27 protein-coding genes are annotated in these 25,018 nt (G+C 32.8%); 13 read left to right on the forward strand and 14 right to left on the reverse strand.

The features are described from left to right. Window positions 1-203: 203 nt before the first annotated feature. Window positions 204-554: a 50S ribosomal protein L19 gene (rplS, locus tag LUU93_RS11360; RefSeq protein WP_073487327.1), complete on the reverse strand. Its 351-nt coding sequence runs from the start codon at window positions 552-554 to the stop codon at window positions 204-206. A gap of 232 nt (window positions 555-786) precedes the next feature. Continuing rightward, window positions 787-1,467 (reverse strand): tRNA (guanosine(37)-N1)-methyltransferase TrmD, encoded by a 681-nt coding sequence (gene trmD, locus LUU93_RS11365; protein WP_232681212.1) that lies wholly within the window; start codon window positions 1,465-1,467, stop codon window positions 787-789. A gap of 194 nt (window positions 1,468-1,661) precedes the next feature. Between trmD and LUU93_RS11370 the strand changes: the two genes are divergently transcribed. From LUU93_RS11370 to LUU93_RS11405, 8 genes are all read left to right on the forward strand, one after another. Next, complete coding sequence (locus tag LUU93_RS11370) at window positions 1,662-3,011, forward strand: hypothetical protein (RefSeq protein WP_232681216.1); 1,350 nt, start codon at window positions 1,662-1,664, stop codon at window positions 3,009-3,011. A gap of 114 nt (window positions 3,012-3,125) precedes the next feature. Then, complete coding sequence (locus LUU93_RS11375; RefSeq protein WP_232681219.1) at window positions 3,126-4,034, forward strand: archaemetzincin; 909 nt, start codon at window positions 3,126-3,128, stop codon at window positions 4,032-4,034. A gap of 2 nt (window positions 4,035-4,036) precedes the next feature. Next, complete coding sequence (locus LUU93_RS11380; protein WP_232681222.1) at window positions 4,037-4,567, forward strand: NADPH-dependent FMN reductase; 531 nt, start codon at window positions 4,037-4,039, stop codon at window positions 4,565-4,567. Window positions 4,568-4,597: 30 nt separating this feature from the next. Beyond that, the gene (locus LUU93_RS11385; protein ID WP_232681225.1) at window positions 4,598-5,467 is read left to right on the forward strand and encodes a sugar phosphate isomerase/epimerase family protein; all 870 of its coding nucleotides are present in this window, start codon (window positions 4,598-4,600) and stop codon (window positions 5,465-5,467) included. Window positions 5,468-5,517: 50 nt separating this feature from the next. Next, entirely contained in the window at window positions 5,518-5,865 is a 348-nt protein-coding gene (locus LUU93_RS11390) for a cupin domain-containing protein (RefSeq protein ID WP_053471048.1), read from the forward strand. A gap of 209 nt (window positions 5,866-6,074) precedes the next feature. Next, window positions 6,075-7,223, forward strand: a complete 1,149-nt coding sequence (locus LUU93_RS11395) for an MFS transporter (RefSeq protein ID WP_232681227.1) — start codon at window positions 6,075-6,077, stop codon at window positions 7,221-7,223. Window positions 7,224-7,283: 60 nt separating this feature from the next. Continuing rightward, on the forward strand, window positions 7,284-8,216 hold the full coding sequence (locus LUU93_RS11400) for a peptidylprolyl isomerase (RefSeq protein ID WP_232681229.1): 933 nt from the start codon (window positions 7,284-7,286) through the stop codon (window positions 8,214-8,216). 94 nt (window positions 8,217-8,310) lie between these two features. After that, on the forward strand, window positions 8,311-8,610 hold the full coding sequence (locus tag LUU93_RS11405) for a c-type cytochrome (RefSeq protein WP_232681230.1): 300 nt from the start codon (window positions 8,311-8,313) through the stop codon (window positions 8,608-8,610). A 110-nt stretch (window positions 8,611-8,720) separates the two neighbouring features. Here the strand turns inward: LUU93_RS11405 and LUU93_RS11410 are convergent, their stop codons facing one another. Beyond that, window positions 8,721-9,116, reverse strand: a complete 396-nt coding sequence (locus LUU93_RS11410) for a GreA/GreB family elongation factor (RefSeq protein WP_232681231.1) — start codon at window positions 9,114-9,116, stop codon at window positions 8,721-8,723. Between the two features lie 388 nt (window positions 9,117-9,504). Further along, the gene (locus tag LUU93_RS11415) at window positions 9,505-10,059 is read right to left on the reverse strand and encodes a thioredoxin family protein (RefSeq protein ID WP_232681232.1); all 555 of its coding nucleotides are present in this window, start codon (window positions 10,057-10,059) and stop codon (window positions 9,505-9,507) included. 223 nt (window positions 10,060-10,282) lie between these two features. Here LUU93_RS11415 and LUU93_RS11420 point away from each other — a divergent pair, with 223 nt between their 5' ends. Next, window positions 10,283-10,618 (forward strand): tRNA-binding protein, encoded by a 336-nt coding sequence (locus LUU93_RS11420; protein WP_232681233.1) that lies wholly within the window; start codon window positions 10,283-10,285, stop codon window positions 10,616-10,618. A gap of 216 nt (window positions 10,619-10,834) precedes the next feature. Here LUU93_RS11420 and LUU93_RS11425 read toward each other — a convergent pair whose 3' ends face one another. From LUU93_RS11425 to LUU93_RS11440, 4 genes are all read right to left on the reverse strand, one after another. Further along, window positions 10,835-11,389 (reverse strand): RBBP9/YdeN family alpha/beta hydrolase, encoded by a 555-nt coding sequence (locus LUU93_RS11425; protein WP_232681234.1) that lies wholly within the window; start codon window positions 11,387-11,389, stop codon window positions 10,835-10,837. A gap of 19 nt (window positions 11,390-11,408) precedes the next feature. Next, on the reverse strand, window positions 11,409-12,239 hold the full coding sequence (locus LUU93_RS11430; RefSeq protein WP_232681235.1) for an alpha/beta hydrolase: 831 nt from the start codon (window positions 12,237-12,239) through the stop codon (window positions 11,409-11,411). Between the two features lie 150 nt (window positions 12,240-12,389). Next, complete coding sequence (locus LUU93_RS11435) at window positions 12,390-12,758, reverse strand: PUR family DNA/RNA-binding protein (protein WP_053471040.1); 369 nt, start codon at window positions 12,756-12,758, stop codon at window positions 12,390-12,392. A 69-nt stretch (window positions 12,759-12,827) separates the two neighbouring features. Then, complete coding sequence (locus LUU93_RS11440; RefSeq protein ID WP_232681237.1) at window positions 12,828-14,606, reverse strand: ABC transporter ATP-binding protein; 1,779 nt, start codon at window positions 14,604-14,606, stop codon at window positions 12,828-12,830. Between the two features lie 204 nt (window positions 14,607-14,810). On the opposite strand from LUU93_RS11440, the gene LUU93_RS11445 reads away from it, so the two are divergent. From LUU93_RS11445 to yajC, 3 genes are all read left to right on the forward strand, one after another. Continuing rightward, on the forward strand, window positions 14,811-15,917 hold the full coding sequence (locus LUU93_RS11445; protein ID WP_311202625.1) for a Glu/Leu/Phe/Val family dehydrogenase: 1,107 nt from the start codon (window positions 14,811-14,813) through the stop codon (window positions 15,915-15,917). Window positions 15,918-16,146: 229 nt separating this feature from the next. After that, the gene (gene nusB, locus LUU93_RS11450) at window positions 16,147-17,058 is read left to right on the forward strand and encodes a transcription antitermination factor NusB (RefSeq protein WP_232681238.1); all 912 of its coding nucleotides are present in this window, start codon (window positions 16,147-16,149) and stop codon (window positions 17,056-17,058) included. A 186-nt stretch (window positions 17,059-17,244) separates the two neighbouring features. After that, window positions 17,245-17,520, forward strand: a complete 276-nt coding sequence (gene yajC / locus LUU93_RS11455) for a preprotein translocase subunit YajC (protein WP_232681239.1) — start codon at window positions 17,245-17,247, stop codon at window positions 17,518-17,520. Between the two features lie 425 nt (window positions 17,521-17,945). Here yajC and LUU93_RS11460 read toward each other — a convergent pair whose 3' ends face one another. The 4 genes from LUU93_RS11460 to LUU93_RS11475 form a co-directional block, all read right to left on the reverse strand. Beyond that, entirely contained in the window at window positions 17,946-18,539 is a 594-nt protein-coding gene (locus tag LUU93_RS11460) for a YdeI/OmpD-associated family protein (protein WP_232681240.1), read from the reverse strand. 5 nt (window positions 18,540-18,544) lie between these two features. Then, window positions 18,545-19,822 carry a peptidase T gene (gene pepT / locus LUU93_RS11465; RefSeq protein WP_232681241.1) on the reverse strand — a complete coding sequence of 426 codons (1,278 nt, stop codon included), beginning with the start codon at window positions 19,820-19,822 and terminating at the stop codon, window positions 18,545-18,547. Between the two features lie 120 nt (window positions 19,823-19,942). Continuing rightward, the gene (locus LUU93_RS11470) at window positions 19,943-21,085 is read right to left on the reverse strand and encodes a formylglycine-generating enzyme family protein (RefSeq protein ID WP_232681242.1); all 1,143 of its coding nucleotides are present in this window, start codon (window positions 21,083-21,085) and stop codon (window positions 19,943-19,945) included. A gap of 116 nt (window positions 21,086-21,201) precedes the next feature. Next, entirely contained in the window at window positions 21,202-22,152 is a 951-nt protein-coding gene (locus LUU93_RS11475) for a DUF6515 family protein (protein ID WP_232681243.1), read from the reverse strand. A gap of 314 nt (window positions 22,153-22,466) precedes the next feature. Here LUU93_RS11475 and LUU93_RS11480 point away from each other — a divergent pair, with 314 nt between their 5' ends. After that, window positions 22,467-23,501 (forward strand): quinone-dependent dihydroorotate dehydrogenase, encoded by a 1,035-nt coding sequence (locus tag LUU93_RS11480; RefSeq protein ID WP_232681244.1) that lies wholly within the window; start codon window positions 22,467-22,469, stop codon window positions 23,499-23,501. Here the strand turns inward: LUU93_RS11480 and LUU93_RS11485 are convergent. Continuing rightward, on the reverse strand, window positions 23,487-24,203 hold the full coding sequence (locus tag LUU93_RS11485) for a DUF3307 domain-containing protein (protein ID WP_232681246.1): 717 nt from the start codon (window positions 24,201-24,203) through the stop codon (window positions 23,487-23,489). The two genes, LUU93_RS11480 and LUU93_RS11485, sit on opposite strands and share 15 nt — an antisense overlap. Continuing rightward, window positions 24,200-24,814 (reverse strand): SatD family protein, encoded by a 615-nt coding sequence (locus LUU93_RS11490; protein WP_232681247.1) that lies wholly within the window; start codon window positions 24,812-24,814, stop codon window positions 24,200-24,202. Before LUU93_RS11490 ends, LUU93_RS11485 begins: the two co-directional genes overlap by 4 nt. Window positions 24,815-25,018 lie beyond the last annotated feature (204 nt).

Genomic DNA, 25,018 nt, shown 5'->3' on the forward strand with positions numbered 1-25,018 from the left:
TATAATAAAAACAGTCCGAAAACGGTTTAGTTTTCCTGATAATTGCTGAAATTATCAGATTGCTAATACGATTTCGTAAAATTGCTAAATCGATGATTTTGATATTAAAAAATTACGGTTTTGACACTGCTTAAAATAAAGGCATAAAAAAAACTCGTTTCAAATAACATGAAACGAGTTTTTTATAACAGATTGATAAATGATTATCTTCTTTTATCTTTAATCTTAGCTTTTTTACCAGTAAGTTCTCTGAAGTAGAAAATTCTAGCTCTACGAACTGCACCTTTTTTGTTGATTTCGATTTTTTGTAAAGCTGGTAAGTTTACTGGGAAGATACGCTCAACTCCAATAGCTCCAGACATTTTACGAATCGTGAAAGTTTCTGTGTTACCAGAACCTCTTCTTTGAATAACAACTCCTTTAAAAAACTGAGTTCTTGTTTTTTCACCCTCTTTAATTTCGTAGAAAACTGTGATAGTATCTCCAGCTCCAAATTCAGGGAAATCTTTTTTAGCAACGAATTCGTTTTGAACGAACTTTAATAAATCTGCCATGATAATTTTATTATTATAGTTTTAATAGAGTAACATTCACGGATCTCGCCAGAGGTTAGTCTAATTCGGGTGCAAATGTAAAAAATAATTATAAATTATGAATTATAAATTTGAAATTATTTTAAGTTGTTGATAAAATGATCTTTAAGGGTGTTTTTTGTTTCAAGTTTCAGGTTTCAAGTTGCTTTATTTTGAGAACTTGAAACAAAAAAACTTTAAACTTGAAACAACTTTAGTTTCCTTCTAACAAATCCGGACGTCTGTTTTTTGTATGTTCGTAGGCCTTATCCTCACGCCATTTATCTATTTTGGCAAAATGCCCGCTGGTTAAAACTTCGGGAACTTTCCATCCTTTATAATCTGCAGGTCTTGTATATATTGGCCCTGAAAGTAAATTGTCCTGAAAACTATCGGTCAACGCTGAGGTTTCATCGCTTAAAACACCAGGAATTAAACGAATTAATGCATCTGATAGAACTAATGCGCCCAATTCTCCGCCGGATAAAACGTAATCACCAATCGAAATTTCTTTAGTAATAAAATGATCTCTAACACGCTGGTCAACACCTTTATAATGTCCGCATAAAATGATAATGTTTTCGTACATCGACATTTTGTTGGCCATTTTTTGATTTAAAGTTTCGCCGTCAGGAGACATATAAATGATTTCGTCATACTCACGCTGACTTTTAAGATGCGTAATACAATCATCAATAGGCTGAATTGTCATTACCATTCCGGCGCCGCCGCCAAAAGGATAATCGTCTACACTTTTTTGTTTATTAGTGCTGTAGTCACGAAGATTATGAAAATGTACTTCGACCAAGCCTTTATCAATGGCACGTTTCATAATCGATGCCTCAAAAGGGCTTCTTAATAATTCAGGTAAAAGTGTAACAATGTCAATTCTCATTTTTCTTCAATAATTTGGGGCAAAGATAATATTATTAAATAATAAGTGGACGTGCTAATACTTTCGAAAACAAAATCATATATAGTTATTTTTTTATTATAGTAAAATCTTGTGAGAATAACTGTAGAATATTTATTTGTTTTTATATTCGCTTTAAGTAAAAAGCAAGAAAATTTAAAAAAAAGATTAAAATTATGAGTGAAAGCAATTTGTTGTCACAAGATCTTCAAATAGAGTTAAAATTTAAGTATACGCCTTGGTTTTTTATTTTAGACCAATTTTTAAGATTTATATTGTTAATAGCCTATTTGAAAGATTACTTTTCTACTGCAGCATTTCTTTCCATTCAATATTTTATTTTGTTAGTTATAATATTAATTTACAATAGTTATAAAAATAAATTAAAAGAAAAGTATTCCTTATATATTAATTCAAAATATCAACATGAAGACCCAAAAATTACCATTGAAGAAGAAATTCCATATGGTTTAGTTATATACCAAATCTTATTTGGTTTTATATTCTCTTTTTGGTTTTTCTATCATACGTTTGAATCACATGCTTGGTATATGTTTATTTTGATATTCTTGTTTTCAATAATTTCGGCATGTGTTTGTGTATTACCTCTTATTTTTACTGTACGCTATAGAGAAACTATTGGAATAATTAGTGCTAAAGCACAATTATGCAAGATTGTTAAAGATAAGAATAATGAAAATGATATAGTCTATGAGGATGTGAGCGTTAATTATCCAGATATTTTTGTGTCTGATAAATTGATAGGTTATGGAACGATAGAATTAGATCCAGTTGACCTAAATGATACTCGAATCGCAAAATTAGAAAGTGAAATGAAAAATATTACTTATCGATCAGAAGCTTGGATGTTGGAAAGTGTTTTTTTGGGAGGACTTGCATTTTCGGGTTTTCTAACAGTAGCATCGGCTAATTTTCTAGGTAAAGAACCGGTTGTTTTTAATAATTTCATTTTACATTTTAAAAGTTATTTTGAAAAATGTTTTGATAATGAAATTATTAGTTGGTTTATCCAAATTGAAGACAGTTTTAATAGGAGTGATTTGTATATTTTAATTATGTTGTTGTGTCTTTTAAGTAGTGTGTTTTTTCTTCTTGTGCTTATTCTACGTTTAAGATTAAATAGTTTATCATTGAATATGGATCATTTAATTAGGATTTTAAATATATTTAATGCTAAAGAAGAAGAGCTTTTTAATTTAAAATTAGAAAATGATTTTGGAGAATATCAAATTCGTAGATTAGAGAAAATTGAAAAAAAAATTGATACGGCTTTAACAGATGCCGATAATCTTCTAAAAGAATTAAAACCTACTTCAATTATGATGAATACGTACAGAACTATTGCTGTATTTTTATTTTATATAGTCTTAATTTTATCTGGATTTTATTTTATGCCTTTTGTTGCGATCTTGATTTTGTTTTTATTCCTATTTACTCAAATTTTTGGTTATTTTCAGAAATATTCAAAAATTGAGAGAATAAGAAATCTTATAAAAAAGCATTGATTGAAGATAAATATGAAATGGAGTATTTGCATCAGTTAATTGTTGAAAATCTAGTTTAAAGTAATTTCATTTCTTACAAGTATTTATTATTTTATTAATTTTTGAACAAAATAAATGAAAAAAATAACCTTCTTCATTCTTATATTATTATGCGCTTGTAACAAAGAAAAAGCTAAAGAAACCTCAAAACAGGCTCCAAAACAAATTCCAGAAGAAGCGTCCTATTTTAAGGATATCAAAACTAATGACGTTAAATTGCCAAAACCATCTTATGGAGATTGGTTGTTTTCTCATCCCGAAGATGGACAGACTTTTGAACAATATTATAGATCAAAACACATTGTTCCGACTAAAGAGGAAAATATTATTTACATAAAACCGATTGGAAATTTTAATTCTTTGCAAAAGAAACAGATTCAGCTTGTTAATGAGTATTTAGAACTCTTTTTTCAATTAAAAACAAAAACATTAGAACCAATTTCTAATGATATAGTTCCAAATTCAGCAAGAAGAATGTCTACTGAAGGACATGAACAATTATTAGCTGGATATCTTCTAAATGATGTATTAAAAGAAGAAAAACCGGAAAATAGAATTGCATTAATGGGACTTTCAGAATTGGATTTATATCCTAAACCCGAATGGAATTATGTTTTTGGACTTGCTTCTTATCGTGATAAAGTGGGTGTAAGTTCTATTTACAGATTTCAGGATGGTGAACTTACTGCCGAAAATTTTAATTTGTGTTTGACAAGACTGCTTAAAACAAGTTCTCACGAAATAGGACATATGTTTGGAATACATCATTGTATTAATGCTGATTGTGTAATGAATGGAACTAACAGTTTATCTGAAACTGATAGAAGTACGATTAGATTGTGTTCTGTCTGCCAGAGAAAATTAAATTCATGTATTCAATATGATAATAAAAAGAGATTAACCGACTTAGACAATTTTTTTAAAAGAAATAATCTTACTGAGGAATCTGATATAATGAAAAAAGATATTTCAGTCATTCGATAAAAATGAAAGCAATAAAAATATTTGCCATAACAGGCAGTACAAGGAAAAACTCAAGTAATTTTAAAATTCTAAAGCATATTTCAGCACATATAAAACCGAATTTTGAAGTTGAAATATTTGAAGATTTAGATCGGATTCCACATTTTAATTCAGATTTAGATACAGAGAATCCGCCAGAAGAAATTAATTTGTTGAGAAATAAAATAATTGGGGCTGATGGAATTATAATCTGTACCCCGGAATATGTTTTTAGTCTGCCCGGAAGTTTAAAGAATGCTTTAGAATGGTGTGTGTCGACCACTATTTTTTCTAATAAAAAAGTGGGATTAATAACCGCTTCAGCATCAGGAGAAATGGGGCATGAACAGCTTTTGTTGATTATGAAAACCCTTGAAGCTAAATTTGACGATAATACGCAGCTTTTAATTCAGGGTATTCGCGGAAAAATCGATGCTGAAGGAAAAATTATAAATGAAGGAACAGAAGTTGCGCTTCAAAACTTTATAAATAACTTTGAGAATCAATTTTTATAGTAGATTTACTTTTCTAAAATTCAGATCAAAATGGTTACAAGAAGAAACTTTATTATAAACACAAGTCTGGCTGCTGCGGCAGTTCTGGCTTTACCATCATTGGCATTTTCTATGAATAAAAAAGAAATAGGTTTGCAGTTATATACATTGCGTGAGGAACTTCCGAAAAATGTAAAACAAACTTTAGAAAAAGTTGCTGCGTCAGGATATACAAATGTAGAAACGTATGGTTTTTCTATTAAAGATCAATTTTGGGGATTGTCTCCAATTGAATTGAAAAAGATATTAGACGATAACAAACTAAAAGCGGTTAGCGGACATTATAATTTAGGAAGCTATTTATATGATGAAAATACTGCCGAATTAATAGCAGCAATTGAAGCAGCAAAGATTCTTAAAAGTGAATTTTTAACCGTTCCGTGGATTGATGAACCTTTTAGAAAAATAGAAGATTATAAAAAGATTGCGCTGCGTTTGAATCAGGCTGCAAAAATGTGCAAAGAAGCGGGTTTAAAATTAGCGTATCACAATCATGATTTCGAATTTCAAAAACATGATGGCGTTACCGGCTATGAAATTTTATTAAATGAAACTGATAAAAACCTGGTTTATTTTGAATTAGATTTATATTGGGTAGTTCGTTCAGGAAATGATCCGCTAAAATTATTCAAAGAAAATCCGGGACGTTTTAAAATGTGGCATGTAAAAGACATGGACAAAATAAATCCAGCTTTAAATACAGAAATTGGTTCAGGATCAATTTATTTTAAACCTTTCTTTAGAGAAGCAAAACAATCCGGAATGATTCACTTTTTTGTAGAACAGGAAAATAATTATGCTGGAGATTCTTTTCAATCCATTAAAACAAGTTTTGATTTTATTTCAAAAGAATTGATCTAAAACGGAATCATCAAAATGGATTATTTTTATAAAAATCAATTTTAAAAGTTATGCAGAATATCAAAACAAGCAAAGAATTTATAAAAGGAGACGAAATAGAGTGGGAAGTTGTTGGAGAAGGAATTAAACGAAAAATTCTGGCTTTTGATGATAAAGTGATGCTTGTAAATGTTCATTTTGAAACAGGAGGAATTGGTGTTTTACATGAACATTATCATTCTCAGGTAACCTACATTGCAAGCGGAAAATTTGATGTAACCATAAGCGGAGTTACGCAAACTTTAAAAGAAGGCGATAGTTTTTATATTCCGCCTCACGCAATTCATGGAGTTGTTTGTTTAGAAAGCGGAATGCTTACAGACGTTTTTAGCCCAGCAAGAGAAGATTTTTTGAAATAAATAAAGAAAATCAGTAAATATCTGCGTCTTCGCGATAGCGAATCCGTTTAATCAGCGTCAATTTTTGGAACACTGATGACGCAGATTTGCTATTGCGAAGATGCAGATTTACACGGATTTTATAAAAAAAATAACTTTAATTATAAGTTCAGATTAAATATTGATGGTATTTTTGCAAAATGAATTTATCTAAAACCAACGTCCTGTTTATGGCAGTTTGCACTGGTCTTATAGTTGCAAATCTTTATTACTGCCAGCCTTTGATTGTTTTAATTGCCAACGAATTTAAAATTCCAGAAGCCAGCGCCGGAACTATAACTTATTTAACTCAAGCGGGTTATGCTATTGGTTTGTTTTTTATGGTACCGCTTGGTGATAAATTAGAACGAAAAAAGCAGATTTTAATTACCACTTTTGCTTCAGTAATTGCATTACTTATTGCAGCAACGGCAAAAAGTTTTCTTATTCTGCAAATAGCTTCTTTATTAATCGGAATCACTTCGATTGTACCGCAGCTTATTTTGCCTTTGGCCGCTTCGTTAAGCACATCTGAACAGCGGGGAAAAGTTATCGGAACCATTATGAGCGGTTTATTGGTCGGAATTTTACTTTCCAGAACTTTAAGCGGTTTTATTGGAGAAGTTTTGGGATGGAGATCGATGTTTTACATCGCAGCCATAATTTGTCTTTTAATCTTTTTTGTCATTCAGAGTAAATTCCCGGTAAACAAACCTCAGTTTCAGGGAACTTACGGTCAATTAATAAAGTCTTTATTTACACTTATAAAAACACAGCCTGTTTTGCGAGAAGCTACAGCAATCAACGTTTTCAGCTTTGCTCAGTTTGGAGCTTTCTGGACTACAATGGTTTTATTGCTTTCAGGCGAACCGTTTCATTTTAACAGTGCCACAATTGGTTTATTCGGAATTGTTGGTGCATCGGGAGCTTTGGCCGCGCCTTTGGTTGGGAAAATCGGAGATAAAGGAAATTCAAGAATTGCAGTTGGTTACGGCTGTTTATTAATCCTGATAAGTTTCCTGATTTTTTATTTTTCTATAGAAAGCGTAATCGGAATTGCGATAGGAATTGTTTTTATTGATATCGGAATTCAGGGAGTTCACATCTCAAACCAAACCAGAGTGTATTCACTATTGCCAGATGCCAGAAACAGACTAAATACGGTATTTATGTCGTTTAGCTTTTTAGGAACTGCTGCCGGATCTGCCTACGGATTATTATTGTGGAAACTGGGCGGATGGCACGCTGTAACAATTGGCTGTATGGTTTTATCGGCACTGTCATTAACCGTTTACGGACTGACTTATAAATCATCCCGAAGCGTTGGGACTAAAAAATAAAAAGCACAAATTGATTAAGAAATTAATTTGTAAATTTGCGTTCAATTAAAAAATAACAACATGGAAAACGGAATATACGCTAAATTCAACACAAGTAAAGGTTCGATTTTAGTTAAACTTACACACGACTTAACACCAGGAACCGTAGGGAATTTTGTAGCTCTTGCAGAAGGAAATATGGAGAATAAAGTAAAACCTCAAGGACAAAAATTCTACGACGGATTAAATTTTCACAGAGTAATTCCTGATTTTATGATTCAGGGTGGATGTCCTAAAGGAACTGGAACTGGAGATCCGGGATATAAATTTGATGATGAATTTGTATCAAGTTTAAAACACGATCGTCCGGGAGTTTTATCTATGGCAAATTCTGGACCTGGAAGTAATGGTTCTCAGTTTTTTATCACACACGTTCCAACTCCTTGGTTAGACGGAAAACACAGTGTTTTTGGTCACGTTGTAGAAGGACAAGATGTAGTTGATGCTGTTGCTCAGGGAGATGCTTTAGAAACTTTAGAAATCATTAGAGTTGGAGAAGAGGCTCAAAAATGGAATGCTATTGAAGCTTTTATTGGTTTAAAAGGTGCTCGTTTAAAACGTGAAGCAGCTTTAAAAGCTGAGTCAGAAGCAAAAATGGAACAATTAGCTGCTGGTTTTGATAAAACAGAAAGCGGTTTACGTTACAAAATGATCCAAAAAGGTGAAGGCAAAAGAGCTGAAGCTGGAAAAACAGTTTCTGTTCACTACGAAGGTTCTTTAGAAAACGGAAAAGTTTTTGATTCATCTTACCCACGTAAAAAACCAATCGAATTCAAATTAGGAATTGGACAAGTTATTGAAGGATGGGACGAAGGTATTGCTTTATTACAAGTGGGTGACAAAGCTCGTTTTGTAATTCCATCTGATTTAGCTTACGGACCATCAGGAGCTGGAGGAGTTATCCCGCCAAACGCAACTTTGATTTTTGACGTTGAATTAATGGACGTAAAATAAAGAATTTAGAAGCAATTTAGTATTGTTTTAAATAGCAATCCCATTCGCCTGCCGAATGGGATTTTTTTTATATTTACTATAAAAACCAGAGACAATGAAAAATATTTTAATCCTTGCGGCACTTGCTTTATTTGCAGTTTCCTGCGGAACTCAAAAAACAACAGCTGTTGCAGCTACTCCTGCCGAACCTGCAAAAACAGTGGTATTAACTCCTGAATTAGAAGCAGGTAGAGATTTGTATGAAAACAATTGCGCAAAATGCCACAAATTGAAAGATCCAAAGAAATATACAAAAGAAGAATGGGGACCAATTTTGGTTAGAATGGGCAAAAAAGCTAAGTTAGATGAAACCCAAATGGCATCAATTACAAATTATATTGATTCACAATTGTAATTCTGTATTTAAAAAAGCATAACAAAAAACCTGTTCAAATTATTGAACAGGTTTTTTGGTTTTCAAATAGATATAAAAAAACACCTTCACAGAATGAGGTGTTTAAAAAGTTATGAATGATGTACAGCCGTATTGTCTACCGCGATTATTTTTAAAGTTCTGATGCCGGCCGGCATTTCCCAGTCAACTTCGTCATTTTCTTTAAAACCAATAATAGCAACGCTTAAAGGTGCCAGAATTGAAATTTTAGATTGCTTTATATCAGCAGATGATGGTAAAACAATCTGAACTTTCATTTGCTTCTTCGCTATTACATCTTCAATCGTTACAAAAGAATTGATTCTGATAACAGTGCTGTCAAGTTCGCTTTCTTTGCTTATTACAGCACGGTCTAATTCTTGCGAAAGCTGATTTGCTTCTTTAGTATTTGTCGAATTTTTACTTTTTAAAATCAATTCCCTTAAAAATTGATAATCTGATTTACAGAAAGTGGGTGTTGGTTTCATATCTATATTGAATTTATTGTTATAAAATTTGAATGATTTTTCTTCTTTTATGCTTTCTAAAGCGAGTTACTGCTCAGCCCGTTCTTAAAACAAGATAAGCGACTAAAGTATTTATTTTGAAAAACAAAAAAGTATCTGACTAAAATTGAATTTTTGTCAAATAAATAATGTTTAAATTGATGTAAATCCTCCGCCTGAAAGAAGAATTGAAATAGACGGAGGCCTAATTAATAAAGGCCTTACTATGTGAAATAAATACAGCAGAGAGCGGTTTTCCTGTAAGGGAAAACAACGGGATAAAAACTGTAAATATTGTTATAGTGTTCACAATGAGTGATTTTAATTATGATCTGCAAAGATAAGTAAAGTTTTTTGATTCTTACAAATTTTATTTCCATTTGATATTACACCCAATACTCGGCTTCTGAATTTCATTTAAAATTCGGTTATAAATCAAGGCATCAATGGCATTTCTTAAATCAGTTCCGCTTAACGGAATTCCGTTTCCGGGTCTTGAATCGTCTAATTGTCCTCTGTAAAACAATTTGTCCTGATTATCGAATAAATAAAAATCAGGTGTGCAGGCTGCATCGTATGCTTTTGCCACTTCCTGCGTTTCATCAAATAAATATGGAAAATCAATTTTATGCTGTAAAGCAAAATCAGTCATTAATTCAGGAGAATCCTGCGGATATTTTACGATATCATTGCTTGAAATAGCAATAATACCAAGCCCCTGAACGCGGTAATCATTTGAGATCATTACGATTTCATTAATAACATGAAGCACAAACGGACAATGATTACACATAAAAATAACAAGTGTACCTTTTGATCCTTTTAAATCCTCAAACGAATAAATGTTATTCGAATTTGTATCTTTTAGATTAAAGTCTGGAGCAAGTGTTCCAAGCGGAATCATATTTGAAGGAGTTCGTGCCATTTTTTACAGAAAATTAATTCTCAAAAATAGCTTTAATAATCTGTAAATAAAAGAGTATAAGAAGAATTGTTATTCTGCTTAGAGTTTTTTTGCCACAGATTTTACAGATTAAGATGATTATTAAATTTGAGCACTGATATTAACCGCCGGCATCAAAAAATGATTATAGAATTAGTTGTATTAATTACAAAATTTATAGGTTTGTAAATAAACACTTTTAAAAATGGATTTAAGCTGGAACGAATTTGAAAGAACTGATATACGGGTAGGAACTATCATCGAAGTAAATGATTTTCCCGAAGCAAGAAAACCTGCTTTTCAACTCACAATAGATTTTGGTGTCGAAATTGGTATCAGAAAATCATCTGCACAAATTACAAAACGCTATCAAAAAGAAGATTTAATAAACAGACAAATTGTAGCGGTTGTAAATTTCCCTAAAAAACAGATAGGAAAATTTATGAGCGAATGTCTTGTTCTTGGCGCTGTAGGAGAGGAGGGAGATGTTATTTTATTGGCTCCGGATTTTAAAATACCAAATGGACTTCGTATAGGATAAGTTTACAGTCGCAGTTTTAAGTTTGCCACAGATTTAACAGATTAAAATGATTTTTAATTTTTGCCACGAATTGCACCAATTTACACGAATTATTCTTTGAACTCTAGCTTTGTGAACTTTAATGAATCAAAAATTCAGCAAGCTTTTAATAAAAACTTTGCGAACTTTGCGTAAAAACCTTTGGCGTACTTTGCGGTTAAATTCGTTTGCATAGCTTTAGTTTTTAGTATCTATTTTCGCAATTAATTGTTCTAATATCAACTGTCCTTCTTCCCAATATCTTAAATCAGAGTCAGAGTTAATGTGCCCTTGTTCACCAATGTTTACAAAAGCACTTCCCCATTTTTCTGCAAAATATTGTTTTCTTTCAAGTGAGGCGTAAGGATCATTTTCGCTTGCCACAACTATTGATGGAAAAGGCAATTTATAAAGCGGCATTGGAGAAAAATTTCTAATAACATCCGGTGTATGTTCAGGTGAATCAACATCGGCTGGAGCCACAAGTAAAGCTCCGATTATGTTTTTATTTGAATGTGTTTCTGCCCAATGCAATACTAGTGAAACAGCAAGACTATGTGCTACTAAAATCGTTGGGCTTTCCAATTTAGAAACGGCTTCGTTTAGTCGTGCAATCCAATCTTCGCGAACAGGTTCGTCCCAATTGTCCTGAACCAAACGAATTGAATTTTTAAATTTTTCATGCCAAAAGGTCTGCCAGTGTTTTTCTCCGGAATTTCCTAATCCGGGTAAAATTAATAGTTGTGTTTCCATTGCCGTGGAATTATATTGTTTATTTTTTGGTTCGTTTTTCTTTTACAATTCGGTTGACTTCGTTTACCAGTAACGGAAAACCAGGTTCAGTCATTCCGTGGCCGTAACCGTCTAATTCGTAAAGTTTAGTCTGCGTATGACCGACTAGTTTCATCATTCTTGCCATGTATGCATTTTCTTCATATCGGCCTAACATTTCCAGTTCGCGATCTCCGGTAATTAATAAAAGCGGCGGAGCATCGGCGCGAACGTGGTATAAAGGCGCAAAAGCATCAATTGTAGGTTGTTTTTCCGGGATTCCGTTTTCTCTTCTAACTTCAAAATGCGTAATGCATTGTCCGCTAAACGGAATTAATCCTGCAATTCTGTTAGCATCAATTCCTTCTTTTTGAAGATATTTTTTATCTAAGCCAATCATCATACCCAAATATCCTCCTGCAGAATGACCGGAAACGAATATTAAAGAAGAATCACCGCCATAACTGCTGATATTATTAAAAACCCAGCTTACCGCTGCAGCCGCATCTTCGATAGCTTTTTCTGCTTTTGCTTTTGGAGACAATCTATAATTTACGCCAATAATGGCGAAACCTTTATTTTTTAAAGCTTCAGGAATTTCTTTATTTCCACCTGTTAAACCTCCGCCATGAAACCAGACAATCGTAGCAAAGCCTTTTGTGTTTTTTGGATAATAAATATCCAGAACACATCTTTCGTTAATGTAACTGTCGGATTTATTTATTTCTGAAGAATAATACTGAATATTTGATTTGGTTTCATATTCTAATTTTTGGGCAAATGATGAAATTCCAATAAATAGAAAACAAAGTAAAATAGTTAGCTTTTTCATTTTTAAAAAATTGAATTGCATTAAATAATCTTAAATTCCAAAAATCTAAAATCTACAGTTTACAATCTAAAACCGATAACTTAAATGTATAAAAAAAGTCCAAAAATGCAGCACATATTGGACTTGAACTTTTAGAAAAGTTATATAAGATTAAATATCGTCAAAATCAATATCAGTAAAGCTGGATCTTGGTGTTTCAGCTTTATCAGAACCGTATTCTTTCTTAAAATCTTTTTGATGTCTTTCAGAGATTACTTCTTCGCCTTTGTGGTTCAAAACGTATGAAGTCATTTCTTCTAATATTTCGGCAAAAGCACTAAAATCTTCTTTATATAAATAAATTTTGTGTTTTTTAAAGTGAAAAGAACCATCTTCTTCGGTAAATTTTTTGCTTTCGGTAATCGTAATATAATAATCGTCAGCTTTAGTAGCTCTCACATCAAAGAAATAAGTTCTTCTTCCTGCTCGTAATACTTTAGAAAAAATCTCTTCTTTTTCTAACATGTCATTTTCTCTCATAATACGTTCTATCATTTTTGGTAATTAATAGTACTCAAAAATCATAAAAATTTATCGATTACACAACAATTAAAGTAATTCTTTTTCCGAAAGTTGTTTTAAATATAACGATGCATAGTAACCTTCCTGATTTATTAATTGATTATGAGAGCCTTGTTGAATTATTTCACCATCCTCAAGAATGATGATTTTGTCGGCATTTTTGGCAGAAGAAACCCGATGACTGACAATTATTGTAGTTTTATTTTTACAAAATTCAAATAAATTATGTAGGATAGTTTCCTCAGTTTCGGTATCAACTGCAGACAAACAATCATCAAAAAGTAAAATAGCAGGATTTTTTATAATTGCCCTTGCGATCGATACACGCTGCTTTTGCCCGCCGGAAAGAGTGATTCCTCTTTCTCCTAAAATAGTGTCGTATTGCTTGTTAAATGTGATGATATTATCATGAACGACAGCATTTTTTGCAGCTTCAATAACTTCTTCGTCAGTTGCATTTTGATTCCCGAATTTGATGTTGTTTTTAATCGTGTCAGAAAACAAGAAAGCATCCTGAGGAACAATTCCGATGCTGTTTCGCAAATCATTTAAATTTAAAGAACTGATTTCGTTTTGATCAATTGTAATTCTGCCATCGGTAACATCATACAAACGGGAAATCAAGGATAATATGGTAGATTTTCCAGAACCGGTTTTTCCTAAAATTGCCAGCGTTTCTCCCTTTTTTACTGTAAAGCTTACATTTTTTAAAGCTTCAATATTCGTATCTTCATAGGTATAACTTACATTTTCAAAAGCAATTGAGCCGTGTATATCTGATGGGTTTTGATTGTTGTTTTTAATCTCCGGTTCAATTTTCAAAAATTCGTTTAAACGCTTTTGAGAAGCCTCTGCTTCCTGAACCATTGACGAAACCCATCCAAGAGAAGCAACAGGCCAGGTTAGCATATTAACGTACAAAATAAATTCGGCAATTGTACCAATATTCGGAATCGTGCCGTTGATATACATAACACCTCCAAAATAAATTACAACCAAATTACTAATTCCTATAAGGGCAATCATCAAAGGCCCAAACAGCGACTGGACTTTTGCTAAATCCAAACTCTTGCGTTTACTTTCTTCCGCAAGATTTATCATGTTATTTTGATGCTGATTTTCTAAAGAATAGGCTTTTATAACTCTGATTCCTGAGAAAATTTCTTGTGTAAAACTAGAAACTTTAGATAAATACTGCTGAAAAGTAGTGCTTCGTTTATTGATTTCTGAACTTAGTTTGAAAATGCAATAAGATAGAATAGGTAAAGGCAGTATAGTGTATAAAGTAAGTAAAGGCGAAACATTATGCATATATAATAATACGATTGCAAAACGGATAAATGTATTTATGGTGTACATTACGGCCGGACCTACATACATACGAACTTTAGAGACATCTTCGCTGATTCTGTTCATTAAATCTCCCGTACGGTTTTGTTTGTAAAAATTTTGAGAAAGTTTTTCGTATTGTTTAAAAACTTCATTTTTTAAATCAAACTCAATATGGCGCGACATTACGATCAATGTTTGGCGCATTAAAAAGGTCAGGAATCCTCCAACAATTGCACTTCCTGTGATTAAGAGTACGTTATGAATTAATTCCTGCTGATAAAAATCTATAATTATAGAAGATTTTCGATCGGCATCAGATAATTTTAAAAACCGTTCGATAACATCAAAAGAGCGGCTGACAAGTTTTGGAGTAAATAAAAAGAATATTTGTGCGATTATAGTGATTAAAATACCTAAAGAGAAACTGTATTTATATTTGATAAAATATTTGTTTAAATAGCTTAATTCTTTCATTTTTTTAAGAGATTCGATATTGAATTGATTTGAATTTATGAATTATTATTAATTAAAATTATAATAAAATGTAATTTAATCAAAACAATTATATTGTAAAATTGTTATTTTAAAGATAAAAAATTAGCACATGTATATTTTTTGTTTATGTTTGAGTTGTCTTTTTGACAAATTCATAATTTTAAACAACTAAATAGTAACGCTATGGATGCAACTTTCGCAACTGGAAAGGAACTTCAAAAAATGGATCCTGTTTTTGGTCAATTATCTTTTGACGATCACGAACAAATTGTATTTTGCAATGACAAAGATACAGGTTTAAAAGCAATTATTGGTATTCATAATTCGGTTATGGGGCCAGCTTTAGGAGGTACTAGAATGTGGAATTACAATACTGAATGGGAAGCATTAAATGATGTTTTGCGTCTTTCAAGAGGTATGACTTATAAATCTGCAATTACCGGTTTAAATATTGGCGGTGGTAAAGCAGTAATTATTGGTGATGCAAAAACGCAGAAAACTCCTGAATTAATGCGTAAGTTTGGTGAGTTTGTTCACTCTTTAAGCGGAAGATATATTACAGCTGAAGATGTTGGAATGGAAACTAAAGACATGGACACTGTAAGAGATGTAACTCCTTATGTTACAGGGATTTCTGAAGAAAGAGGCGGATCTGGAAATCCTTCTCCTGTAACGGCTTACGGAGTTTATTTAGGAATGAAAGCTGCTGCAAAAAGTCAGTTTGGTTCTGATGTTTTAGATGGTAAAAAAGTTTTGGTTCAGGGAATTGGACACGTGGGTGAAACTCTGGTTGAGTATTTAACTAAAGAAGGAGCGCAGGTTACCATTACTGATATCAACGAAGAAAAATTATATCAGGTTGCTTCAAAATACAACGCAGCAATTTATACTGGTGAAGATTTATATACTGCAGATGTTGATATCTATGCACCATGTGCAATGGGAGCAACAATTAATGATAATACAGTAGACAAAATTAAAGCTAAAGTTATTGCCGGTGCGGCAAACAACCAATTAGCCGATGAAAATGTTCATGGTGCAAGATTACAAGAAAGAGGAATTTTATATGCTCCTGATTTTTTGATTAACGCTGGTGGAATCATCAATGTTTATGCTGAATTAGAGCATTATGGTAAAGCTGAAATCATGGCTAAAACCGAAAATATCTACAATACTACTTTAGAAATTATTGATTATGCTGTGAAAAACGGTATGACAACTCACAAAGCTGCACTTACAATTGCTCAAAATCGTATCGATGCGAGAAAAATTGAAAACGCTAAGAAATAATTAGTGTTTAGTGTTCACTTTTTTTAGTGTTCAGTATAGTATTCAGTCTCAGTTTACAGTTTGGTCTGTAAGCTGAGACTTTATTTATCTGTATAATAAGACTGACTACTAAAACCATGACTTTTTTGCGAATTAATTTTAAAATATGCCTTAAAAGTTATACTTTTGCAGACTAATTTTTAAATGTTCTTACAAGGTGGTAAATAGAAGACACATACGCGTTAAAGTAATGCAATCCATTTATGCAATGCACCAAAGCGGTTCTGATAATATGGAAAAAGAAGAGAAGTTTCTTTTTTACAGTATTGATAATATTCAGGATTTATATCTTATAATGCTTTCTTCATTGATTGAAATTTGCAAAAAAGAATCTGTATTCTTGCATCTTTCAAGCAAAAAACATCTTGCTACTGCAGCAGAACGTAACCCGAACGAAAAGTTCATCAAAAACAAAATCTTTCAGCTTCTTGCCGAAAGTAACTCTTTAAGCATTGCCTTAGAAAATCGTAAAATCAATAACTGGTCATTAAACGACGATTATATCATTTTGCTTTTAAATGATATTAAAGCAAGCGATTTGTATAAAAAATACATGAGCAATAATGTCAATACTTTTGAAGAAGACAAACAATTTATTGCTGATTTATTTGCTGAGGTTATTGTTCCGAATGATAAATTATACGAGTATTTAGAAGATGATAAATTGACTTGGGTTGATGATATTCCGGTTGTAAATACACATATTATCAAACAATTAAAAGCAATCAAAACAGATAACCCAGACGATTTTAGAGTTCCTAAATTGTACAAGGATGTTGAAGACAAAGATTTTGCTAAAGATTTGTTTAGAAGAACAGTTTTAAACGAAGCTGTTTTAGCAAAAGAATATGACGATAAAACGCCAAACTGGGACAGCGAAAGGATCGCCGAAATCGATACGATTATCCTGAAAATGGCAATTTGCGAATTCCTGAAATTTCCTTCAATTCCTGTAAAAGTAACTCTTAACGAATATTTAGAAATTGCAAAAGAGTATTCTACACCAAAAAGTAGTATTTTTATCAACGGAATTTTAGATAACCTTGTAAAAGAACTTACCGCTAATAAAAAGATGGTAAAAGTAGGTAGAGGTTTGATGTAAAAATTTAAAATAATCAATTTTTAAAATCCCAAATTACAATTACCTTTGTGTCACTCTGAGCGAAGTCGAAGAGCATTCCAAGCTGAATTAGAATCGAACAAAATTGAATAAAAAAGTAATGTCACTCTGAGCGAAGTCGAAGAGAAAAAAATATTAATAATAAATCAAAAAAACAGAATTTAAATTATGGGACAATTAACTCAATTTGCGCCATTTCTATTAATGTTTGTGGTAATCTATTTCTTTATGATCAGACCACAGCAAAAAAGAGCAAAAAACGAAAAAGAATTTGAAAGCAGCCTAAAAGTAGGTGATAAAATAGTTACTAAAAGTGGTTTTCACGGTAAAATTGCTGAGTTAGCAGAAACTACTGTAGTAATTGAAACGATGTCAGGAAAATTAAAATTAGAACGTTCAGCTATTTCTATGGAAATGAGTGCTGCTTTGAATAAAAAGGCTTAATTTTTTTACTCAAAAAAAATAAATTCCAATCCCGAAGTTTCGGGATAAATCCCAAACTCCATCCCGATAGCTATCGGGAGGAGTTTGGGATTTTTTGTTTATGCTAAGCGTCTGGAATGTCTTTGCGAGGAACGAAGCAATCTCACGATGTTCATGTTAGTGTGGTTGCTTCGTTCCTCAATGATAAAAACGCGGATAAAGATTGTGTTGTATATTTCAAATAAAAAGGATAACACAATCTTGTCATTTCGACCGAAGGGAGAAATCGCACAAGAAACCACGCAAAGTTTGTCGTCAATCTTTGTCGATTCACTAGTGCGATTTCTCGTTCCTCGAAATGACAAAAATGCGAAAACCTTTGTCAAAATTTTAAACTTTGACAAAGGTTTAGTATAGCTTGGAATTTGGAATTTAAATATTGATAATTAAATCTGCCTGTATTTATCATTCAAACCAACATTTCCTAAAATCATCGGAATCACTTTTTCAATTCTCGAAAGTTTAGTTTTTTCCTGTTTGGCAGTTTCAATATATTCCAGAAACTCGTATTGTTTATAAGGGCTAAACTTTTCAAAAGCATCTTTTAAAGCCGGATTTTTAACCATTTCTACATTAAGAAGTTCAGAAACTATAGCTTCTTTTTTTGTAGGTTTAATGATTTTTCCCTGCTTTTCATTTTCAATAGCTTCTAAGATATATTCTAATATTTCTTTTTCATTTATTTCTCCTTTTGAAGTAAAACGCCATTGACGCAGTGATTTTGTAACTTCTTCCTGAGCATTGATAAGTTTCTTTTTATCATCTTTCAGGAAAACACCATTAAAGAACCAAATCGCAAAATAATCTTTAAAACCTCCTAAACCAATGACATTCTTTTTCTCGTAAACATAAACCGGACCGCCCCATTTTGTGGTTTCTGTCAGTTCGGTTTTGTCGATAATAGCTTTTAGGAGAAGTAATTCCTCTTCCCATTGGCCGCTATATTTCCACATGCCTTTATTTTCTGACGCTGGTTCCAATTTATTTATTTGTTTGTTTTAGATTTTTCTTTTACATCAAAAATTCCAGGAGTTGCTGTAAGTTCAGCAATTTTTACAATAACATCAGTCGCTTTTTGAATACTTTCTGCGGGAACATATTCGTATTTTCCGTGGAAATTATGTCCGCCGGCAAAAATATTCGGGCAAGGTAATCCCATGTATGATAATTGGGATCCGTCTGTACCACCGCGAATAGGTTTAATGATTGGTTTGATGTTTAATTCACGCATTGCTTTTTCGGCAATATCAACAATATGCTTTACCGGAAGCACTTTTTCTTTCATATTATAATACTGATCTCTAACTTCAGCAGTTACAATATCTTCGCCAAATTGTTTTGCAAATTTCTTATTGATTTTTTTGGCAATTTTTCCAATTAAATCTTTTCGTTTTTCAAACTTGCTCTTATTATGATCGCGGATAATCAATTCTAAAACTGTTTCTTCAATACTTCCTGTTAAATGATGAACGTGGAAAAAACCTTCGTAACCTTTTGTTTCCTGCGGCGTTTCACCTTTCGGAAGCTCATTGATAAAATCATTTGCAATTAACATTGAGTTGATCATTTTTCCTTTTGCATATCCTGGGTGAACGCTTTTTCCTTTAAAAGTAATTTTAGCTCCGGCAGCATTAAAATTTTCATATTCTAATTCACCAATCTGACTTCCGTCCATTGTATAAGCCCATTGAGCGCCAAATTTTTCCACATCAAAATGATGCGCACCGCGTCCAATTTCTTCATCGGGAGTAAAACCAATTCTGATTTTCCCGTGTTTAATTTCGGGATGCTGGATTAAGTATTCCATTGCCGAAACAATTTCGGTAATTCCGGCTTTATCATCGGCACCTAACAAAGTTGTTCCGTCCGTTGTAATAATTGTCTGTCCTTTATATTGTAATAAATCTTTAAAATAATTAGGAGAAAGAATGATGTTTTTTTCAGCATTCAAAACAATATCTTTTCCGTCGTAATTTTCTACAATCTGAGGTTTTACATTTGCTCCGCTAAAATCTGGCGAAGTGTCAAAATGAGAAACAAACCCTATTGTAGGAACTTCGTGATCCACATTACTTGGCAGCGTTGCCATAATGTAAGCTTTGTCATCTATCGTAACATCTGTTAAACCAATTGTTTTTAGTTCTTCGACTAATTTATTGGCAAGATTCCATTGTTTTTCTGTACTTGGGGTTGTTTTTGAATTCGGATCTGATTCAGTATCAATTGTTACATAACTGATAAAACGATCTATGATATGTTGCATTTCTTTTTATTTTTAGCAAATATAGACATTTTTTTTAGCAGGTAAATTTGCGGTTTATCTTCAAAAATAAAAAAAAGGATTCTGTATTGAGAATCCTTTTTCATGATAATTTTTTATCTTTTAAATACTTTTTACACATCTAAAACCAAGATGATTGGCAGCAGATCTAACTTCGCCTTTTCCTCTGGTCCCCACCATATATCTTGTACAGTATTGATCTGTACATAAAAATGATCCGCCTCTGTGAACTCTCTTTATCTGCGTTGGATCGTTAGGGTCATTATAAGCATCTGGCCCTTGCGGATTTCTAGCTGTTTTTCCGCTTTCGCTTAATGTTTTGTAATAATCAACACTATACCAGTCGTTTGTCCATTCCCATACATTTCCTGCAACATCATACAATCCGTAAGCATTTGGAGCATATTGTTTAATAGGTGCGATTCCTTTAAAACCATCTTCGCCAGTATCACCATCTTTAATAGGGAAATGCCCTTGGTAAATGTTAGCCTGAAATTTTCCTTTAGGTTTTAAAGTATTTCCCCAAGCGTAAATTTCTCCGGTTTTACCGCCTCTTGCTGCAAATTCCCATTCGGCCTCAGTAGGCAGGCGTTTTCCAGCCCATTTAGCATAAGCTGCAGCATCTTCATATGCAACTTGTACTACAGGATAATTGCCTTTTCCTTTTATAGAACTTTCCGGCCCCAGCGGATGTCTCCAGTCTGTGCCGCCAACGTAAGCCCACCATTGATAGAAATTATTTAAATTTACAGCAGATGGCGTAGGGTTAAATATTACAGATCCTGCAATTAAATCTTCCTCTGCAGCCGTTGGAAACTCTTCTTTGGTTGGTTTTTGCTCAGCAACAGTTATATAACCCGTAGCTTTTACAAATTTTTCAAATTGGTCGTTAGTTACTTCTGCTTCATCCATATAGTAGCCGTCTACATATACACGATGAATAGGGGCAGCATCTTTTGTAACGCCTTTTAAGCTGCATAAACTTTCGTCTTCAACATTACTTCCCATAGAGAATTCGCCTCCGGGAATCCAAACCATGCCTTCGGGAGCTTTTCCTTTTGGTTTGTTTTTATTTTCGATTGTAGGTTTAAAAGCAGATGATTCTGCTGTATTAGGAAGTTCATGACAATCCAAAGCCAATTCTGTTGCTTTTGTTTTAGGTGTAATTAATTTTGTTACACCGTAAGTAATTGAAATTATAGAGATTGTCAGTATGGCAAAAATCCAAAAGGTTTTATTCTTCATTTTTATGGTTTTTTAGCGAGTAATATTTTGTCAGTAAATATATACAAAAAATAAATATATCAAAAAACAAATATAATCCTATTTATCATATAGAGTTAATAAACTATAATAAATTTTTATTTATCTTCTTCGACCAAAACTACTTCATATTTATTTTTACCGTCAACTTGTATGGGTTGATAATATGTTTCACCAAATTTCACATATTTTACATTACCAATTGTAACTTCTTTGCCACCTTCTGGCAAATTATCTACTATTGTTCCTGCCGTTGGCGGTACAACTTTGTAAGTACTGCCATCTTTTTCATAATAAGTTCCACCGTAGTAGTAATTGTTTACTGTTCCTGTATTAACGGTTTGTGCACCGCTCGGAATATTGTTTACTGTTCCCCCAACTGGTGCCGGCACTGCAGTATAACCTCCGTTTGAAGGCGCATACCAAACTCCCTGATCATAATGATATTGGGTGCTTTCTACACTTACTACAATTGCTGTAACGGCCAAAGCAGCCACAAAAAATCCCCAAGGATGCCAAACGGGGCCATAATAAAATGGAGTGTAAGGATGAAAGTAGTACGGATTGTAAGCATGATATCTATAACCGCCATATACATAAGGAGGACGGGCATAAACAACCGTATTTCGTCTAACAACGGTATTTCTGTTGTTGTTTATTGTGATATCTCTGCTTCGGTCTACATTTATTGTATTACCGCTTATATTGGTATTTCGATTACCGGAATTTCTTATGCTGCCTGAATTTCGATTATTTATGCTGTTTCTGTTATTGATATTTGTTGTTGAACCATTGGCAGGTCTGGTAACTCTGGTTCCAGAACCATTAGAGCCAGGTCTTGTTGCGGCAGGTCTATTTACTGTAGGTCTTGACTGATTGGCTGACCTGTTTATCGATGGCCTGGTTTGAGTTCCTCCGCCAGCTCTGTGAACTCCGCCGCCACCGCCGCCTGCGCGACGTTGTGCTATGCTGTCAATAGAAACTAAAAAAAACGATCCGACTAAACATATTGTTGCTGCTTTTCTTATTTTTTTGTTTATATTTTTCATTTTCAGTATTTTAAGTCAGATAAAGTTATTAAAAAAATGAATGACTGAAGAGGGTTTAAGTGAATATTTTGTAAGTAAAATATTGTTTTAAGTAAAAAAATATTTGAGTAGTACAAAGAAATATAGTAAAATGTTCTCTTGATGTAAAATGCACTTTTATAAAAAGAATTGAATACTAAAGTTCTTTTTAAAGAGTTTGTTAGCTGATATATTTTTGAATATAAAAAATCATATAAAACAGTTTTTTATAAAAAGCGCCCTTTTTAAACTATAATATTTAAATTTGCAGCCAAAATAACAACAACACAACTCTTATGTATAAATTGATAATTCGCCCAATACTTTTTTGGTTTGATCCGGAAGAAGTGCATTACTTTACTTTTTCATTTGTAAAATTCATTTCAAAAATTCCTGGAGTTTCGGCGGTTATAAGATCAATTTATGAAGTAAAGGATTCTCGTTTAGAAAGAGAAGTTTTCGGGATTAAATTTAAAAATCCGGTTGGACTTGCGGCAGGATTTGATAAAGATGCAAAGCTGTATAAAGAATTTTCTGATTTTGGTTTTGGTTTTATCGAAATTGGAACCGTAACTCCGGTTGGTCAGGAAGGAAATCCTAAAAAACGTTTATTCCGTTTAAAAGAAGATCAGGCGATTATTAACCGAATGGGTTTTAATAATGGCGGAGTTCTGGAAGCTGTAGAACGTTTGAAAAAGAATTCAGGCGTTTTAATTGGCGGAAATATAGGGAAAAATAAAGTGACCCCAAACGAAAATGCGGTTGACGATTATATCATTTGTTTTGATGCACTTTTTGACCATGTAGATTATTTTGTGGTAAACGTAAGTTCTCCAAATACACCAAATTTAAGAGCGCTGCAGGACAAAGAACCTTTAACAGCCTTGTTACAAACTTTGCAAAACAGAAATGTCGAAAAGCAAAAAACAAGTAATCAAAAAGTAAAACCAATTCTTTTAAAAATTGCCCCGGATCTTACAAATGAGCAATTATTAGATATTATTGATATCATAAAAACAACCCAAATTGCAGGTGTAATTGCGACAAATACTACTATTTCAAGAGACGGACTTCAGTCTCAAAATCAATCTGAAATGGGAGGTTTATCCGGAAAACCATTAACAAAACGTTCAACAGAAGTTATTCGTTTTCTTTCGGAAAAAAGCAATAAAGCATTCCCAATTATTGGAGTAGGAGGAATTCACTCTGCCGATGATGCCATCGAAAAATTAAATGCAGGAGCAAGTTTAGTGCAGTTATACACAGGTTTTATTTATGAAGGGCCGGCGTTGATAAAAGCAATCAATAAAAAGGTTTTAGGGCAGTTGTAAAAGAAGCGCCTGAACTAGTATTCCGGCAAGAATTGCAATTCCGAAACTGATTAATGTGCCAATTAAAACATATTCCGTTAGTTTTCGGTCTTTGGCTTCTTTTAAATCCCCAAATCTAAAAATAGATTTTGCGGCCAGTAAAAAACCAATCGCTTCAAAATGTCCGGTTAAAATAAATCCGAACACAAATAAGCGCTCTAAAATACCAATATAATTTCCGGCAGCTATCAGCGAGTTATCCTGATGGCTGTTTTCGTTTTCGGGCGCCCAGATTGAAATAACGATTTTGATGAAAATAGAAGTTGGTTTGGTCAGCAGTAAAAATCCGGTTATCAAAATCCAGAATGTGTTATCCTGCCAAAAATAAATGATGCCTTTGTTTTGATAAAGAAGCACAACGCCTATTAAAATCAAAATATGTGCAATTTGATCCACAACAAACCAAGTACGTTTTGTTTTGTTTTTCTGAAAATTGAGTTTGATTAAATCGATGATGCCATGTGTAACCGCAATTAAAACAGCATACGGAATAAAATTCATTTCTCCGGCCAGAATCGCGGCTAAAACTCCGTGCAGTAAAATATGAATATATAAGTAAATGCTCTTGTGTTTTTTACTCTCTTTATCAATTACCCAGGAATTAGGCTGCCAGATAAAATCGCCTAATAAATGCGCCAAAAATAGTTTTATAAATAAAATCATGGGGCTGTAAGTTGTTTTATTTGTGTTCTAAAATAACGATCTAAATTCATAACTAAATCAAACTGGGCGCGTTTTTGTCTTCGGCTTACGGCAGCTTGATTAATACCTAATTTTTGCCCCAGTTCTTCCTGCGAAAGGTTTGGATTTTCTATTGCTTTTACAATAAATTCTGCTGATTGTACCAGCCAGTTATCCATAAAAGTCAAAGCAAGCTGAATCATTAAGTTCAGCTTTTCATCAAAAGCAGCATCGCCTGTCCGCAAAGCCAAAGTCACTTTTTGTTTTTTTAAAGTCTCAAATAACTCTCCCGAATTGATGAAAGCCGTTCCGTTACTTTCAGATATTTTTTCGGCATTGTGCGTTTTATTCCCAAAACCAATGCTCATTCGTGCATCAGATTTTATGGCTCTTAAATGTGCTTTGATTAAAACAGCGGTCAATAAAGCATCTTCGGGATTTTGAACTTCTATTTGAAATTCGTCACCACGATAAACTTCCCATTCGCCTGGTGTTTTACCAAGCGGAGCCAGGATTTTTTTTAAATCGTCGACCCAATGCTGAGACTCCTGCTGTCTTGAACCAATTATGTCGCCTGTAATTACACTAGTCATAATCAAATATAATTAAAAAATAATAAAAATTGTATTACAAATATAAGTAATATTTTTAATTATTACACTTTTTGGTAATATTTTAAAATATTACATTTTTATGTAATAAATACACCTATTACGATATTATGTAATAAAGACAGAAGCACTTATATTTAACTACGATAAACTATCCAGCATTAAAATTTAAAAAAAAACTTATAT

Origin of the sequence: Flavobacterium soyae (assembly GCF_021245985.1) — a bacterium.
In the GTDB taxonomy this organism is placed as follows: domain Bacteria; phylum Bacteroidota; class Bacteroidia; order Flavobacteriales; family Flavobacteriaceae; genus Flavobacterium; species Flavobacterium soyae.

Bases quoted from the DNA above. Each gene is read 5' to 3' on its own strand.
- nusB (WP_232681238.1), top strand. From the start codon at position 16,147: ATGCAATCCATTTATGCAATGCACCAAAGCGGTTCTGATAATATGGAA.
- LUU93_RS11410 (WP_232681231.1), bottom strand. From the start codon at position 9,116: ATGAAACCAACACCCACTTTCTGTAAATCAGATTATCAATTTTTAAGG.
- LUU93_RS11405 (WP_232681230.1), top strand. From the start codon at position 8,311: ATGAAAAATATTTTAATCCTTGCGGCACTTGCTTTATTTGCAGTTTCC.
- LUU93_RS11445 (WP_311202625.1), top strand. From the start codon at position 14,811: ATGGATGCAACTTTCGCAACTGGAAAGGAACTTCAAAAAATGGATCCT.
- LUU93_RS11480 (WP_232681244.1), top strand. From the start codon at position 22,467: ATGTATAAATTGATAATTCGCCCAATACTTTTTTGGTTTGATCCGGAA.
- LUU93_RS11485 (WP_232681246.1), bottom strand. From the start codon at position 24,203: ATGATTTTATTTATAAAACTATTTTTGGCGCATTTATTAGGCGATTTT.
- trmD (WP_232681212.1), bottom strand. From the start codon at position 1,467: ATGAGAATTGACATTGTTACACTTTTACCTGAATTATTAAGAAGCCCT.
- LUU93_RS11390 (WP_053471048.1), top strand. From the start codon at position 5,518: ATGCAGAATATCAAAACAAGCAAAGAATTTATAAAAGGAGACGAAATA.
- LUU93_RS11420 (WP_232681233.1), top strand. From the start codon at position 10,283: ATGGATTTAAGCTGGAACGAATTTGAAAGAACTGATATACGGGTAGGA.
- LUU93_RS11425 (WP_232681234.1), bottom strand. From the start codon at position 11,389: ATGGAAACACAACTATTAATTTTACCCGGATTAGGAAATTCCGGAGAA.
- LUU93_RS11380 (WP_232681222.1), top strand. From the start codon at position 4,037: ATGAAAGCAATAAAAATATTTGCCATAACAGGCAGTACAAGGAAAAAC.
- LUU93_RS11435 (WP_053471040.1), bottom strand. From the start codon at position 12,758: ATGAGAGAAAATGACATGTTAGAAAAAGAAGAGATTTTTTCTAAAGTA.
- yajC (WP_232681239.1), top strand. From the start codon at position 17,245: ATGGGACAATTAACTCAATTTGCGCCATTTCTATTAATGTTTGTGGTA.
- LUU93_RS11490 (WP_232681247.1), bottom strand. From the start codon at position 24,814: ATGACTAGTGTAATTACAGGCGACATAATTGGTTCAAGACAGCAGGAG.
- rplS (WP_073487327.1), bottom strand. From the start codon at position 554: ATGGCAGATTTATTAAAGTTCGTTCAAAACGAATTCGTTGCTAAAAAA.
- LUU93_RS11415 (WP_232681232.1), bottom strand. From the start codon at position 10,059: ATGGCACGAACTCCTTCAAATATGATTCCGCTTGGAACACTTGCTCCA.
- LUU93_RS11400 (WP_232681229.1), top strand. From the start codon at position 7,284: ATGGAAAACGGAATATACGCTAAATTCAACACAAGTAAAGGTTCGATT.
- LUU93_RS11470 (WP_232681242.1), bottom strand. From the start codon at position 21,085: ATGAAGAATAAAACCTTTTGGATTTTTGCCATACTGACAATCTCTATA.
- LUU93_RS11475 (WP_232681243.1), bottom strand. From the start codon at position 22,152: ATGAAAAATATAAACAAAAAAATAAGAAAAGCAGCAACAATATGTTTA.
- LUU93_RS11370 (WP_232681216.1), top strand. From the start codon at position 1,662: ATGAGTGAAAGCAATTTGTTGTCACAAGATCTTCAAATAGAGTTAAAA.
- LUU93_RS11440 (WP_232681237.1), bottom strand. From the start codon at position 14,606: ATGAAAGAATTAAGCTATTTAAACAAATATTTTATCAAATATAAATAC.
- LUU93_RS11395 (WP_232681227.1), top strand. From the start codon at position 6,075: ATGGCAGTTTGCACTGGTCTTATAGTTGCAAATCTTTATTACTGCCAG.
- pepT (WP_232681241.1), bottom strand. From the start codon at position 19,822: ATGCAACATATCATAGATCGTTTTATCAGTTATGTAACAATTGATACT.
- LUU93_RS11385 (WP_232681225.1), top strand. From the start codon at position 4,598: ATGGTTACAAGAAGAAACTTTATTATAAACACAAGTCTGGCTGCTGCG.
- LUU93_RS11375 (WP_232681219.1), top strand. From the start codon at position 3,126: ATGAAAAAAATAACCTTCTTCATTCTTATATTATTATGCGCTTGTAAC.
- LUU93_RS11430 (WP_232681235.1), bottom strand. From the start codon at position 12,239: ATGAAAAAGCTAACTATTTTACTTTGTTTTCTATTTATTGGAATTTCA.